Genomic DNA, 13,475 nt, shown 5'->3' with positions numbered 1-13,475 from the left:
GCTGATCGTTGTGATGGGCGACGAACCTGTTGAGACACTGCCGACCGACCGGTAATCTCGCGCGCGGTCACGGACACAGAGGGAGGTGGCCGGTTGCGTAGACGCGCCGTGCTCAAGGCTGCCGGGATGGCGGCTCTGCTGGCGGGCGTCGGGACGGGGGCCGCCACGCGCGGCGCCGGGACCGCGTCGGCCAATCCGCTGTGGGACGCGCTGTTCCAGGCGTGGGTACCGGAAATCTTTGCGCCGCTACCGGATCCGCCCGAACACAGCGAGGCCATTGTCATCGGCTCCGGTTTCGGGGCCGCGGTGACGGCGCTGCGGCTGGCCGAGGCGGGCGTGCAGAACACGGTGCTGGAGCGCGGCTCGCGCTGGCCCAACGATCCGTGGCGCGAGATCTTCACCGGCGACGACCTGCCCGACGGGCGCGGCTTCTGGCATCGCACCAGCTTCACCGGCGTCACCAAGGTCCCCATGCCGTGCTCGGATTTCGGTGGCGTACTGGACGTCACGGAGTATCCGGGCATCGACGTATGGCGGGCCGCGGCCGTCGGCGGCGGCTCCATCGTGTTCACCGGGGCCATGGTCGCGCCGCCGAAGCATCTGTTCGACCAGGTCTTTCAGGGCGTGGTGAACTACGACGAACTGGACTCGGTCTACTACCCGCGGGTCCGGCAGATGCTGCGGCTGTCCACCATGCCCGCTGATGTGTACAACTCCGCGCCCTTCACCCACTCCCGGGTGTGGGATCAGCAGGTGCGAGCGGCGGGATACGACCCGCAGGCCAATGATTCGATCTTCAACTGGGATGTCATCCGTTCCGAGCTGGCGGGCGGCAGCCGCGCGTCGGCGACCGCGTCGCGCAGCAATCTCGGAAACTCCAACGGCGCCAAGTTCGACCTGAATCAGAACTACCTGCGCTACGCCGAGGGCACCGGCCGCTCGGCCATCTTCCCGGGCCACCGGGTCGACTCGATCGGCCAGGACGGCGGCGGCAAATACGTGGTCTCGGTGTCCAAGCTGGCGCCCACCGGCCAGGTGCTCGGCACCCGCACCCTGACCTGCGACCGCCTGTTCCTGGGCGCGGGCTCGGTGGGCACCTCCGAACTGCTGGTGCGCGCACAGGCCACCGGCACCCTGCCCAACCTCAACGAGCACGTCGGCGACGGCTGGGGCACCAACGGTGATGTGGTGCTGGCCCGCAGCATCAGCTCCCCGTCCATGACCGGCGGCGGCGTGCCCAGCGCCAGCCGCATCCTCGACGAGTCGGGCATGCCGCTGCAGCTCGAAAGCTGGTATGTGCCGGGCATTCCGGTCGACACCGGCGCGATCGCCTCGCTGGGCATCGTGCTGGATCCGACCCGCGCCCGCTTCGGCTACGACCGCGCGAGCAACGGCGTCGGACTGAGCTGGCCCAAGGCGGCCCAGGATCAGGTGGTGGCGGCCTGCCGGGCCGTGGATCACAAGGTCGCCCAGGCCGGCGGCTCGATGATGGACTACACGCCGATCGGCTATGACGCGCAAGGCTTCTTCACCGCGCACCCGCTCGGCGGCGCGGTGCTGGGGCGGGCCACCGACGGCAACGGGCGCGTCATCGGGCATCCCGGTCTGTACGTCATGGACGGCGCGGCCATTCCCGGCAGCACCGCCACGGTGAACCCGTCGCTCACGATCACCGCTGTGGCCGAACGCAATATCGAGGCCATCCTCCGCGCCGGGAGGTAGCCCGACCGCGGTGCCACGCCGCCTCGCCGGTCATTCGCGCCCATTACCCTGGCAGGACCGTTCGATGAGGAAGGGGTTGCCGTGGCCGCGCTCGAAGCGATCGGCGGAGTGCCGGGGGCACCGGAAGCGGACGAATTCCCGCACAAGCCACCGGCGCTGTGGACCGATTTCGTCATGCTGGCCCTCGCGGTGGTCTCGGTCGTGCTGGTCACCTGGGTGACGTTCTTCCCGGTCTCGGATCAGCACTACCGGATCATCCGCGTCGTCGACTACAGCATCTGCGGCGTCTTCCTCGCCGAATTCCTGTGGCGCTGGCGGCACGAGGGCTGGGGCTGGACCTTCCCCTTCGTCTACTGGTACGAGGTCCTCGGCATGATCCCGGTGACCAGCCCCTTCTTCCGCGGCTTCCGGCTGCTGCGGATAGTGGTGATCGTGGTCCGGCTGGGCCGGGTCGCCGACCGCGCCTTCGGCGACCGCATCACCGCGGCCGTGGTCAACCGTTCGGTGGGCGCGATCGTCGACGCGATCAAACGCCCGGTGACCGTGGCGGTGCTCGAGGAGGTCGCCGAGGTGTTGCGCACCGGCCACTACACCCGGAACATCGCCAGCGCGCTCGAGGAGAATCGCACCGAGATCGACCAGATGATCCTCGAGATCATCCGGCAGGACCCGCAATTGGGCCGGGTGCGCTACGTCCCGTTCCACGAGGAGATGATCCGCGGCATCGCCGACGCCAGTTTCCGCGTCGTCTTCCAGGTACTGGCCGACCCGCGCACCGACGAGCTGGTGGCGGACGCGCTGCGCGAGAACATCAATCAGATCCGGGAGGCCGTGCACGCGGGGGAGCGGGTGCCCGAGGCGATCGACCACCGCACGGCGCCACGCATTCCCTGAGCCTCAGTTCAGCCCGTGCCGGATGGCGTCGCGCGGCTGGGCGTACACCACCACCTCGAACACGATCAGCGCCAGCAGCACCGCGCACAGCACGCCCAGCGCGGCCAGGGCGGGCAGCACCCACGCGACCGGAATCAGGGCGAGCAGCGCCACCACCGCCACCACTCGCGGCGTCAGCAGCTTGCCGGTCGCGTAGTGCCGGAACCCGACCAGCGCGATCAGATACGCGATGACGCCGCCGTACAGCGCGAACAGCGGGATGCCGTGCAGCGCGTCGCTGAGCGAATGCCCCTGCGCCCCACCGACGTAGCTGAGCACCTTCTTCAAACCCAGTGCCATGGCCACGATTCCGGCGATCATCGGGTAGTGCCAGAAGGTGTAGCAGTTGCGGGCGATCTGGATCCGGCGCTCGCCTTGGGCCCGATGCATCGCATGCTCCACCACCAGCGCGGCCACGTCGAAGTAGGCCCACCACAGCAGGCCCGCCACCGCCAGACCCAGCATCGACCCCACGGTGATGGACCAGGAGATCGGCAGCCCGGCCACGCCGACGCCGATCTCCACGATGGATTCCCCCAGCGCGATGATGACGATCAGCCCGTACCGTTCGGCGAAATGCGAGGCGGAGTAGAGCCGCCACTCGTTGCCCGCGAAGAAGGTCCAGCCCATGTCCCAGGCCAGGGCGGCCAGCCACAGCGCCAGTTGCGCGGTGCCGGAGGTCATCGCGCCGATGACCAGCAGCACGCTGGCCACGCTGAGAGAGCCCGCGGCCCAGCGGATCACCTGGCGGCGCAGCTGCGCGTCGTGGGTGCTGGCCAGCCAGAACACGCTCAGGTGGATGAAGCGCACGGCCAGATACGCGATGACGAAGACCAGCGGCCCGTACCAGCCGCCGGGCAGATCGTGGAAGGCCTCGGGAATGGTGAGCGCGATGAGGAAGACCGCGCCCATGGCCACGAACATGGCCACCCGCGCTATGCCCTCGTCGGCCTTGATCACATTGCCGAGCCAGGAGTAGCCGATCCAGGCCCACCACAGCATGGTCAGGATCAGCAGGGCGCGCAGCAGATTGACCGCGGTGGTCTCGTGCGCGGCGAAGTCGGTGACCATGGTGAAGGCGAAGACGATCACCAGGTCGAAGAACAGTTCCAGCTGGGTCACCGAAGCGTCCTCGGCGACCGGCATCATGCGGGTGCGTGGGGAACCGGGCATGGGAGACATACTGCCCGGAAATTATCTACGCGGTACCGAAGCCCGGCTCGAAATTACGGCCGTAGTCGATACGCTGCGCGTATCCGGGCTGGGCGTAGCCGGGCTGGACATAGCTGCCGCCGGACTGCTCGAACTCGGTGGGCGCGGCTTCGGTGTAGGGCGCCTCCTCCACCTCGGCGAGTCCCTCGATGCCGGTGACGGCTTCGACGAAGGCGACGAAGTTGCTGATCATGGCGTCGCCCTCGCGGCGGGCGCTGCGCTTGAGCAGCATGCCGGGCGCGGGAATCGGCAGGTAGAGCTCGGAGTGGTACCAGACTTCGGTGGCGCCGTCCTCGGTCTCGGTGAGGTCGAACCAGCCCTTGCCGCCGGCGCCGGCGCTGGATTCGGAGACCTGCCATTCGACGCGGTTCTCGCTGCACTTGTACTCGACGACCTGCCGGTCGGGGCGGCCCATGAGATTGGCCGAGATGTAGACGCGTTTGGGACGGCCGGCCTTGTCCCGGGTGGCGACCCGGACGTCCTGATGGGAGGGGGACCAGTCGGGCATCTGCTCGACCATGAGCAACGCATCCATCACCTGTCCGGGATCGATGTCGATGACGAACCGGTGATCAGTCTTCGTGCGCATATCTACCCTTCCATTCGGGGACCGATTGTGACCAGCGTCGCTCGGAGAGTCAACTGTGCCTCCTGCCGCTTTCTACCGACTGGTCAGTCTTGTTGGACCGATTTTCCCTGCCTGACATGGGAATCCACCTAGACTGGAACGCGGTCGCAAATACTTGGGAGGCCGCGATGAAATACGCGGAGATTCTGGCCCAGAACCGTGACGCCATGACCGCCAAGCGCGTCTTCGGCGAGCCCACCGAATCCGGCGGCGTCACAGTGATTCCCGTCGCCTCGGTCGGCGGTGGCGGAGGCGGGGGCGGCGGTGGTCCGTCCGAGGGGGAGCAGGGTGAGGGCGTCGGATTCGGATTCGGCGCGAAACCGGTCGGGGCTTATGTGCTCAAGGACGGCAAGGTCGACTGGCGGCCCGCCGTCGATGTCAACGCGCTGATCTCGGCGATCGCCCGGGTGCTGGTCGTCGCGCTGATCACCCGCCTGGTGATCCAGCGCAAACGGCTGGTGATGCAGGCGTGGGCCGAGACCGAGGTCGCGAAAAACGGAGCGGCACAGGCTGAATCGCCGTAATCCGGCGGGGGCTACCCGGGCCGGACCACCGAGTCCGGGCCCGGGAACACCAGACTCGTCCGGCCGTCGGGGAAGCGCACGACGTACGGCGGTTCGCCGTCGGCCCCGCGCACTTCGACGATTTCCGCGGTGTGGTCGGGGAGGTCGACCCTGCGCCCATGAATGACCAGGTGGTCACCGACACTTGCTCGCATACTTCGGATTATTCGCCCGAGGTGATGCTCGTCACAAGGCCGGGATGGCGCGTTGCACCGCCATCTCGATCAGGCGCGTCGCCTCCGCGTCGTCGAAAACGCCGGGCAGCGTGAGTCTTTCGAGAATGAGCCAGTTCAGGGCCAGGTAGAGCAGCAGCACCGAGTCGGCGTCGCCGGGCAGCCCGGAGTCCAGGTGGTTGCGCACGTTGAAGTCGATGTCGGCGCGCACCCGCTCGGTGAGGATGGCCTGCAGGTCGGGGCGGCGGGTGGCCTCCAGCCGCAGTTCCAGCAGGGCCAGGTAGCCGGTGCGGAAGCCGCTGATCCGCGTGACGACCTCGGTCATCAGCTCCGCGATGGTCTCGCGGGTGCGCGGGCCGGTGAACAGGTGGTCCATCGTCTCGGCGCTGGGCTGCAGCCGTTCGTAGAACCGATGCCCGGCCTGGATCAGCAGCTCGTCCCGATTCGGGAAGTAGTTGGAGGCCGTGCCGGCGGGTACCCCGGCCTCCTTGTCGACCGCGCGGAAGGTCAGTCCGCGCGCGCCGTCGCGGGCCAGGACCTCGATCCCGGCGTCGATCAACGCGTTTCGTCGTTCCGGATTCGTCCGGGCCATTGACACCACTCCATGTGTAGTACTACGTTAGTAATCACTACGGACATAGTACTATGAACAAGGCGGTAAATCGTGCGAAAGCTTGTCTACTACGTGGCGGTCTCTCTCGACGGTTACATCGCCGGTCCGCAGGACGAGGTGGAGTTCTATCCGATCGGCGAGGACATGATGGGCTGGTTCGGCGAGGCCATGCCGGACACCGTCCCGACCCACGTTCGGGAAATGATCGGCATGCCGATCGATACGCCGAATCGGCACTTCGACACGGTGCTCATGGGTCGTGGCAGCTACGAACCCGGCCTCGCCGCCGGAACGGACAGCCCGTTCAACCATCTGAAGCAGTACGTCTTCTCGCGCACTCTCGCACCCGTCGAGAATCCGCAGGTGGAGGTCGTCTCCGGTGACGCTGTCGAGCTGGTCCGGCGGTTGAAGAAGGAAGAGGGCCTGGACATCTGGCTCTGCGGCGGTGCGGACCTGGCCGGTCAGCTGCTCGGTGAGATCGATCAGCTGATCATCAAGAGCTATCCGGTCCTCGCGGGCGCGGGGCAGCCGATGATCGTCGGCAACTTCGACCCGACCCTCTTCAAGGTCGCCCAGCGCCGGGAGTTCGCCAACGGCACCCAGGTGACCTGGTTCGATCGGATCTGAGTACGGCTCAATCGCCTGCACGCAGTAGCGCGGTGACGTGCACCGAGGTCTCGTGCAGGCGATTGAAGATCTCGAGCAGCAGTTCCAGCTGTTCGTTCGAATAGTCGGCCGCGATCTTGCCGAATTCGCGTGCCAGCACCTCGTAGTGCGGCGCGATTTCGGCGATCCGGTCCTCTTCCGCGGTGATGATCACCCGCCGCCGATCTGTCGAATCATGTTCGCGCCGAACGAATCCGCCCTTCAGTAACCGGTCGATCATCCGGGTGATGGCCCCGGTGGTCAGGCCGGTGCGCTGGGCGAGTTCGCCCGCGGTGGCGGGTCCGCTGGCCCGCAGCATGGTCAGGCACCGCAGGTCGGTGACGTGCAGGCCGAGCTTGTCGGCCATCGCGCCGTGCAGCATCACGGCATCGGTCGCGCTGCGCTGGGCGGCGAAGGTGAGTGCGGCCCCCAGCTCGTCGTGTTTCTTGCTCATCCCTTGACAGCTTAGTCTTACTCGGACAATATCTTACTCATTCAACTACTTACTGATTCAGTTGATGATCAGAGCAGATATCCGAGGGGGATGTCATGACCACACAGCAGCTCACCGACGAGGAAGCGGTCCGCGAACTCCTGGCCCGGGCCGACGGTGCGTGGGAAGCGGGCGACGCCACGGCCTTCGCGGCCGTCTTCGCGCCCGACGCCGATTACGTCACCTGGTTCGGCCAGCGACTTTCCGGACGGGAGGCCATCGACTCCGCGCACGCGCCGCTGTTCGCGAAATATCTGAAGGGCACCCGGACCGACGGCGAGATCACCTCGGTGCGTTTCGTGACGCCGGATGTCGCGCTGGTGCACGGGCGGGGCGCGGTGGTGAGGGGAAGAAAGAAGCGCAATCGCTTCAACACCAAGATGGTCCTCTACGTGGTGGTCCGCCGCGATGGGGACTGGTCGGTCGCCGCGTTCCAGAACACCAAGTACCACTGGCTGTTCAACGCTCTGTTTGCCAGGCAGTAGGAGGCAACCGAAATCCCGTGGACCTCGGTCGGTAGTCTTGTGGGTCGGTAGCAGCAGTTTGTCGATCTTGGAGGATTTCCGCCGTGGCTCTAGTCGTCCAGAAGTACGGAGGATCCTCGGTCGCCACCGCCGAGCGCATCCGTCGGGTCGCCGAGCGGATCATCGAGACCAAGAAGCAGGGCCACGATGTGGTCGTCGTGTGCTCCGCCATGGGCGACACCACCGACGAACTCCTCGATCTGGCCCAGCAGGTCGCACCCGCCGCCCCGGCCCGCGAGATGGACATGCTCCTCACCTCCGGTGAGCGCATCTCCAATGCGCTGGTCGCCATGGCCATTCATTCGCTCGGCGCCGAGGCCCGCTCATTCACCGGTTCGCAGGCCGGTGTCATCACCACCGGCACGCACGGCAACGCCAAGATCATCGACGTGGCCCCGGGCCGGGTGCAGCAGGCGCTCGGCGAGGGCACCATCGTGCTGGTCGCGGGCTTCCAGGGCGTCAGTCAGGACAGCAAGGACGTGACCACGCTGGGCCGCGGCGGTTCCGACACCACCGCCGTCGCGCTGGCCGCCGCGCTCAATGCCGATGTCTGCGAGATCTACACCGATGTGGACGGCGTCTTCTCCGCCGACCCGCGCATCGTCTCCGACGCCCAGAAGCTGGACACCGTCTCCTACGAGGAAATGCTGGAGATGGCCGCCTGCGGCTCGAAAGTTCTCATGCTGCGCTGCGTCGAGTACGCGCGCCGCTACAACGTGCCCGTCCACGTGCGGTCCTCGTACACCGACAAGACGGGCACCATGATTACCGGATCGATGGAGGACATCCCCTTGGAGCAAGCAATCCTCACGGGCGTCGCGCACGACCGCAGCGAGGCCAAGGTGACCGTGGTCGGCATTCCGGACGAGCCGGGCTACGCCGCCAAGGTGTTCCGCGCGGTCGCCGATGCCGAGATCAATATCGACATGGTGCTGCAGAACATCTCGAAGGTGGAGACGGGCAAGACCGACATCACCTTCACCCTGCCCAAGCTGGAGGGCCCGCGCGCCGTCGAGCTGCTCACCAAGCGGCAGGGCGAGATCGGCTTCTCCCAGGTCGTGTACGACGACCACATCGGCAAGGTGTCGCTGGTCGGCGCGGGCATGAAGTCGCACCCGGGCGTGACCGCCACCTTCTGTGAGTCGCTCGCGGAAGCCGGCATCAACATCGACCTCATCTCCACCTCCGAGATCCGGATCTCGGTGCTGGTCAAGGACACCGACCTGGACGAGGCCGTGAAGGTGCTGCACTCGGCGTTCGATCTGGGCGGCGACGAAGTGGCCGTGGTCCACGGCGGAACGGGGCGGTAAGGCGATGGGCGTGCGTGTAGGCGTCGTCGGCGCGACCGGTCAGGTCGGCGCGGTCATGCGAAAGCTGCTCGAGGAGCGCAACTTCCCGGCTGACGAGGTGCGCTTCTTCGCGTCCGCGCGCTCGGCGGGCAAGACGCTGCCGTTCCGCGGCAAGGACATCGTGGTCGAGGACACCGAGATCGCCGACCCGAGCGGCCTGGACATCGCGCTGTTCTCGGCCGGCGCCACCATGTCCCGGGTCCAGGCTCCGCGTTTCGCGGCCGCCGGTGTCACGGTCATCGACAACTCCTCGGCCTGGCGCAAGGATCCCGAGGTGCCGCTGGTGGTCTCCGAGGTGAACCCGGAGGCGACCCGCAACCTGGTCAAGGGCATCATCGCCAACCCGAACTGCACCACCATGGCCGCCATGCCGGTGTTGAAGGTGCTGCACGACGAGGCGGGCCTCCAGCGCCTGATCGTGTCCAGCTACCAGGCGGTTTCGGGCTCGGGTCTGGCCGGGGTCGAGGAACTCGCGAGCCAGGTGCGCGCCGTCATCGGCGACGCCGAGAAGCTGGTGCACGACGGTTCGGCCGTGGAGTTCCCGGCCCCGAACAAGTACGTGGCCCCCATCGCCTTCGACGTGATCCCGCTGGCGGGTTCGCTGGTGGACGACGGCAGCGGCGAGACCGACGAGGACCAGAAGCTGCGCAACGAGTCCCGCAAGATCCTGGGTCTGCCGGATCTGCTGGTCAGTGGCACCTGCGTGCGCGTGCCGGTCTTCACCGGCCACTCGCTGTCCATCAATGCCGAGTTCGCGCAGCCGCTTTCGGTGGAGCGGGCCGAGGAACTGCTGGCCAAGGCCCCGGGCGTGAAGCTCACCGACGTCCCCACCCCGCTGGCCGCCGCCGGCATCGACGAGTCGCTGGTCGGCCGCATCCGCCAGGATCCGGGTGTGCCGGACGGCCGTGGTCTGGCGCTGTTCATCTCCGGTGACAATCTTCGGAAGGGCGCGGCGCTCAACACGATTCAGATCGCCGAAGTTCTTCTGAACAACTGATCAGATATATACGTAACGGACCGTGCACGACAAAGTGCACGGTCCGTTTTCGAATATTGGCGAGGGTCCCCCGGTCATATCCGGCGAAAGTTGGTCAATCTGTCCACAGTTCGGCACACGGGAGCGGCGGGAGTAGGCCGGTCGGCTGAACGTCGATGGTGACTTCTATGCGGTGGGGTCGCAAATGCGCTGCGAGGCGTTCGGCAATTGCGCGCTCGGCGCGGTAATCCAAGATCATTCCTCCGGGAAACCTCAGCCGTACATGGACTTCGTCGGTGCGGGGCGCGGCGGTCATCTCGAGTGTGCCCGGTGCGCTGCTGGTTGACCTTTCATCGCGCGCGAGTTCCGGATACCCTCGCGTTCGAGGCGTGCGGTGATGGATTGCACCGTCGCCCCGTCGGCAGTGGAGGAATACTTGGTGGCCGCAAGGGCGCACGCCGCGAACCACATTGCCGCGCCGCCGATTCCGGCTCCGAGTAGGAAGAAGAACAGTTCGCCGGGCATGACCACCTCTTGTCGTCCGTTTGGTTCGACGGGTCCTCTTCAAACGTTAAACACAGAAAAATTGCGGTGCAATAAGAAAAATCCATGTTCCATACTGTGCGCCGTAAGCTCGCCCGGTCTGGAATCCTTGTCGGCAGATCCCGTCTGGACGGAAAGGGCGGAAGGAGAAGGGCATGGTAGACATCGGCGAAACAAGCGGGCGGTGACGGCCGGGAAAGCCGATCAGGCAGAAGGAGTTTGACCCGGTGGCCGAAAGTACCCTTGGGGCACGGGTAGCGGAGTTGCGCCGGAGGCGGGGGCTATCGCAAAAAGAGTTGGGAGCGGCCATACGTCGCTCGGAAAGCTGGGTATCGCAGGTCGAGCGAGACGTCCTGCCTGTTGAGCGACTGTCCGTTCTGCAAAGACTGGCGGACGTGCTCGGCGTGGCGGTACGCGACCTGAGACCCGAGGCGGCCGAACCCATGGCCGCCGATCGCGGCGACGGGCATCGGCCCGGATCCGCGGTTTTCGAGCAACTGCGGCTGCTGCTCACCGGACATCCCGCACTGGAACAACTCTTCGGAGACGAGGACGATCGCAGTCTTGGAGCCAACACTGCGGCGCTCGAGCTCTCGAAGCTACAAGAACGTGTGGACCTGGCCTGGCAGCTGGCACACGAATCACGACTGATCGAAGTGGGCAGCAGTCTGCTGGAACTCATTCCGGATCTCGAGCACGCCGCGCGGTCGACCACCACGCAGCGGCCCGAGGTGCTGACCCTGCTCTCGCGCGCCTACCAGGTGGCCGCGACCGCGTTCACCCGTCAGGAAGAAGTCGACGCGGCCTGGGTCGCGGCCGACCGCGCGCTGTCCGCGGCCGAGGAATCCGGCGACGCGCTCAGCGTGGTGGCCGGGACCTACCGCATGGCACAGGCGTTCCTGCGACTGCAACGGCTGGAACAGGCCGAACAGGCGGCGCGGGTGTCGGTGGCGGCGCTGGCCGCCCAGGCGGCGTCGGAGCATCCGAAGCCGGAAGTCTTGTCGCTCTACGGATCTCTGCAGCTCATGCTGGCGGTGATCGCGGCGACGGACGGAAATCGCACGGCGGCCCGCAGCGGGCTGGCCGCAGCACGCACCGCGGCCGACCGGCTGGGCGAGGGCCGCAACGATTTCGACACCGAGTTCGGTCCGACCGGCGTCGCCGTGCACGCGGTGGCGGTGGCGGTCGAACTGGGTGATGCCGGCGAGGCGCTCGATACCGCGCGCACCGTGGACGCCTCCGTGCTGTCCCCGGAGCGGCAGGCCCGCTTCCTGGTCGACGTCGCCCGCGCGCACGCGCAACGGCGGCAGGCGGCGGAAGCCTTGGACGCGTTGCTCAATGCCGAGCGACTAACGCCCGAACTGGTGCACACCGATCATCGCGCCCGCGAAGTGGTGCGCGATCTGCTGCAGTTCGCCGGTCGCAGACCGGCCGACGAACTACGGGAGCTGGCGGGCCGCGCCGCGGTCACCCCGTAGGGGCACGGCCGGTCAGCGAATACCCGGTGTGCGCGGGTCCGGCCCGACGCATGCCAGCAGCAGGCAGCCCGGTGGCGCGTCGCTGAACGGTGCGCGCAGGGGGAGGTTCAGACAGGACGTCAGAGTACAGCCGGGGTAGGAGTCGGGGCCTACGCCGAAGACCGCGAGCGTGATGTCGGGGTCGAAATATCCGCGAATGTCGACCGACGGCGGGGCCTCCACATAGGGGCCCGGATCCGGGATCGGGTTGTCGGAGAACGCGGCCAGCAGGCGGCGGAAGAATTCGTGCGGTGGCTCGTTCCAGTATTGGAGCAGGCCGCTCGGACCCTTCGTGGTGTGGACGCCGAAGAAGCCGGTCCACATCACCATCAGATCCAGACTGGGCACGATGAATACGTGCTGCAGGCCGAAACCCGACATGGAATAGCTGTCGGCGGGCAGGAATTCGGGATTCTCCGCGCAGCCGGGTCCGGTCCAGAACAGGTAGCCGTAACAATGGTTGGTGTCGGATTCGGTAGTGGCGCGTTTCAGGTAGTCGGCGGAAACGATGCTGCGCCCGTTCCATTTCCCGTGTTCGGCCACCAGCATGCCGAGCCGCGCGAGATCGTCGGGCGGGATGAACAGATGCGCGTAGCCGTAGGCGTGGCCGGAACGGTCGCGTGCCCAGTAGTAGTCGGAGTCCTGAATTCCGATGGGGCCGAACAGCTCTCGCTGGGCGAATTGCTGCAGGGGTTCGCCCACCGCCAATTCCACGACATAGGACAGCAGATCCACATTGCGCTGGCTGTATTGAAACGCGCTGCCCGGCGGATCGTCGAACGGCACGCCCAGCGCCTGCACCGCGCTGAACGGATCGATGGGCACGATGCCGGTGATCCCCTCGGTGGCCGCGCCCACGCGTAGCCCGGAGGTTTCCTGGAGCAGATTCTCCACGGTGATCGCGCGATGCGCCGAATCGCCGACCCCTGGTGGCAGATAACGGTCCAGCGGCGCATCGATGTCGAGTTTCCCTCGATCCCAGGCTATTCCGGCGATCAGCGAGACGACGCTCTTGGTCACGCTCCAGACATTCCACGGCACCCCGCCGGTTTCGGCATTGAGCGGCCCCTCGCCGACCAGGCAGTTGTGCCGGAAGACCTGGATGTTCAAGCGATTTCGGGAAGCCGCGAAATCCAGTGCCGCTGCCAGCCGCCCGGAGTCGAGTCCCGTGTCCTCGGCGGCGGCCCGCTGGAATTCCCGCCCGGTGGGTTCGGCGCAACGCGCCGGAAGCGGTGCCGCCGTGGCGACCCCGCTTCCGATGATCACGCTGCCCGCCACCAGGGCCGTCGCGATCGCGACGGCCAACCCCCTGCGCATGCGCACCATGGCCCGAGGCTAACGCGGACCCCCGGCAGAACCGGGGAAGTTGACGCTGACGCCCAACAAGCGCCTCTCGGCGAGTGGTCGCTCGTAGCGACGAAGGGTGCGGCCCGGGGCTGTTCCGACGCCAGCAATGGTCATCAACGGGGGTCGCGCCGGATCTATTCCGGCTCCGACGATGTGATCTGGGCAACGGCGTCCGGCGCCGACTGTATACACCTTTGTTTACTCGCTACCCGGCCCCCTTTTCTTGACTAGTTCCAG

At 66.8% G+C, this 13,475-nt stretch carries 14 protein-coding genes; 8 read left to right on the top strand and 6 right to left on the bottom strand.

Annotation, left to right across the window (positions count from 1 at the left end; genetic code table 11):
- Positions 1-93 precede the first annotated feature (93 nt).
- Complete coding sequence (locus GPX89_RS20370; RefSeq protein ID WP_157389277.1) at positions 94-1,722, top strand: GMC oxidoreductase; 1,629 nt, start codon at positions 94-96, stop codon at positions 1,720-1,722.
- Between the two features lie 81 nt (positions 1,723-1,803).
- On the top strand, positions 1,804-2,616 hold the full coding sequence (locus GPX89_RS20365; RefSeq protein WP_328602080.1) for an ion transporter: 813 nt from the start codon (positions 1,804-1,806) through the stop codon (positions 2,614-2,616).
- Positions 2,617-2,619: 3 nt separating this feature from the next.
- On the opposite strand, the gene GPX89_RS20360 is transcribed toward GPX89_RS20365, so the two are convergent.
- The gene (locus GPX89_RS20360) at positions 2,620-3,828 is read right to left on the bottom strand and encodes a low temperature requirement protein A (RefSeq protein WP_157389276.1); all 1,209 of its coding nucleotides are present in this window, start codon (positions 3,826-3,828) and stop codon (positions 2,620-2,622) included.
- Positions 3,829-3,853: 25 nt separating this feature from the next.
- Positions 3,854-4,456: an SRPBCC family protein gene (locus GPX89_RS20355; RefSeq protein ID WP_157389275.1), complete on the bottom strand. Its 603-nt coding sequence runs from the start codon at positions 4,454-4,456 to the stop codon at positions 3,854-3,856.
- A 167-nt stretch (positions 4,457-4,623) separates the two neighbouring features.
- Here GPX89_RS20355 and GPX89_RS20350 point away from each other — a divergent pair, with 167 nt between their 5' ends.
- Positions 4,624-5,019: a spore germination protein GerW family protein gene (locus tag GPX89_RS20350; protein WP_235947712.1), complete on the top strand. Its 396-nt coding sequence runs from the start codon at positions 4,624-4,626 to the stop codon at positions 5,017-5,019.
- A gap of 11 nt (positions 5,020-5,030) precedes the next feature.
- On the opposite strand, the gene GPX89_RS20345 is transcribed toward GPX89_RS20350, so the two are convergent.
- Both GPX89_RS20345 and GPX89_RS20340 read right to left on the bottom strand, forming a co-directional pair.
- Complete coding sequence (locus GPX89_RS20345; protein WP_157389274.1) at positions 5,031-5,213, bottom strand: DUF1918 domain-containing protein; 183 nt, start codon at positions 5,211-5,213, stop codon at positions 5,031-5,033.
- A 31-nt stretch (positions 5,214-5,244) separates the two neighbouring features.
- Positions 5,245-5,823: a TetR/AcrR family transcriptional regulator gene (locus GPX89_RS20340; protein ID WP_157389273.1), complete on the bottom strand. Its 579-nt coding sequence runs from the start codon at positions 5,821-5,823 to the stop codon at positions 5,245-5,247.
- A gap of 72 nt (positions 5,824-5,895) precedes the next feature.
- Between GPX89_RS20340 and GPX89_RS20335 the strand changes: the two genes are divergently transcribed.
- Positions 5,896-6,471 (top strand): dihydrofolate reductase family protein, encoded by a 576-nt coding sequence (locus tag GPX89_RS20335; protein WP_328602079.1) that lies wholly within the window; start codon positions 5,896-5,898, stop codon positions 6,469-6,471.
- Positions 6,472-6,478: 7 nt separating this feature from the next.
- Here GPX89_RS20335 and GPX89_RS20330 read toward each other — a convergent pair whose 3' ends face one another.
- Positions 6,479-6,943, bottom strand: a complete 465-nt coding sequence (locus GPX89_RS20330) for a MarR family winged helix-turn-helix transcriptional regulator (RefSeq protein WP_157389272.1) — start codon at positions 6,941-6,943, stop codon at positions 6,479-6,481.
- Positions 6,944-7,038: 95 nt separating this feature from the next.
- Between GPX89_RS20330 and GPX89_RS20325 the strand changes: the two genes are divergently transcribed.
- The 4 genes from GPX89_RS20325 (at position 7,039) to GPX89_RS20310 (ending at position 11,852) form a co-directional block, all read left to right on the top strand.
- Complete coding sequence (locus GPX89_RS20325) at positions 7,039-7,467, top strand: SgcJ/EcaC family oxidoreductase (protein ID WP_157389271.1); 429 nt, start codon at positions 7,039-7,041, stop codon at positions 7,465-7,467.
- An 83-nt stretch (positions 7,468-7,550) separates the two neighbouring features.
- Positions 7,551-8,816: an aspartate kinase gene (locus GPX89_RS20320; protein ID WP_328602078.1), complete on the top strand. Its 1,266-nt coding sequence runs from the start codon at positions 7,551-7,553 to the stop codon at positions 8,814-8,816.
- A 4-nt stretch (positions 8,817-8,820) separates the two neighbouring features.
- Positions 8,821-9,852, top strand: coding sequence for an aspartate-semialdehyde dehydrogenase (locus GPX89_RS20315; protein WP_157389270.1), 1,032 nt, complete (start codon positions 8,821-8,823; stop codon positions 9,850-9,852).
- Positions 9,853-10,601: 749 nt separating this feature from the next.
- Complete coding sequence (locus GPX89_RS20310) at positions 10,602-11,852, top strand: helix-turn-helix domain-containing protein (protein ID WP_198347522.1); 1,251 nt, start codon at positions 10,602-10,604, stop codon at positions 11,850-11,852.
- A 12-nt stretch (positions 11,853-11,864) separates the two neighbouring features.
- On the opposite strand, the gene GPX89_RS20305 is transcribed toward GPX89_RS20310, so the two are convergent.
- On the bottom strand, positions 11,865-13,217 hold the full coding sequence (locus GPX89_RS20305) for a serine hydrolase domain-containing protein (RefSeq protein WP_235947705.1): 1,353 nt from the start codon (positions 13,215-13,217) through the stop codon (positions 11,865-11,867).
- Positions 13,218-13,475: the final 258 nt, after the last annotated feature.

Source organism: Nocardia terrae, assembly GCF_009760405.1.
In the GTDB taxonomy this organism is placed as follows: Bacteria; Actinomycetota; Actinomycetes; order Mycobacteriales; family Mycobacteriaceae; genus Nocardia; species Nocardia terrae.
This window is presented reverse-complemented; position numbering and strand designations above follow the sequence as displayed.

Coding starts and splice junctions, on each gene's coding strand:
- GPX89_RS20360 (WP_157389276.1), bottom strand. CDS start 3,828: ATGCCCGGTTCCCCACGCACCCGCATGATGCCGGTCGCCGAGGACGCT.
- GPX89_RS20355 (WP_157389275.1), bottom strand. CDS start 4,456: ATGCGCACGAAGACTGATCACCGGTTCGTCATCGACATCGATCCCGGA.
- GPX89_RS20350 (WP_235947712.1), top strand. CDS start 4,624: ATGAAATACGCGGAGATTCTGGCCCAGAACCGTGACGCCATGACCGCC.
- GPX89_RS20345 (WP_157389274.1), bottom strand. CDS start 5,213: ATGCGAGCAAGTGTCGGTGACCACCTGGTCATTCATGGGCGCAGGGTC.
- GPX89_RS20340 (WP_157389273.1), bottom strand. CDS start 5,823: ATGGCCCGGACGAATCCGGAACGACGAAACGCGTTGATCGACGCCGGG.
- GPX89_RS20330 (WP_157389272.1), bottom strand. CDS start 6,943: ATGAGCAAGAAACACGACGAGCTGGGGGCCGCACTCACCTTCGCCGCC.
- GPX89_RS20325 (WP_157389271.1), top strand. CDS start 7,039: ATGACCACACAGCAGCTCACCGACGAGGAAGCGGTCCGCGAACTCCTG.
- GPX89_RS20315 (WP_157389270.1), top strand. CDS start 8,821: ATGGGCGTGCGTGTAGGCGTCGTCGGCGCGACCGGTCAGGTCGGCGCG.
- GPX89_RS20305 (WP_235947705.1), bottom strand. CDS start 13,217: ATGGTGCGCATGCGCAGGGGGTTGGCCGTCGCGATCGCGACGGCCCTG.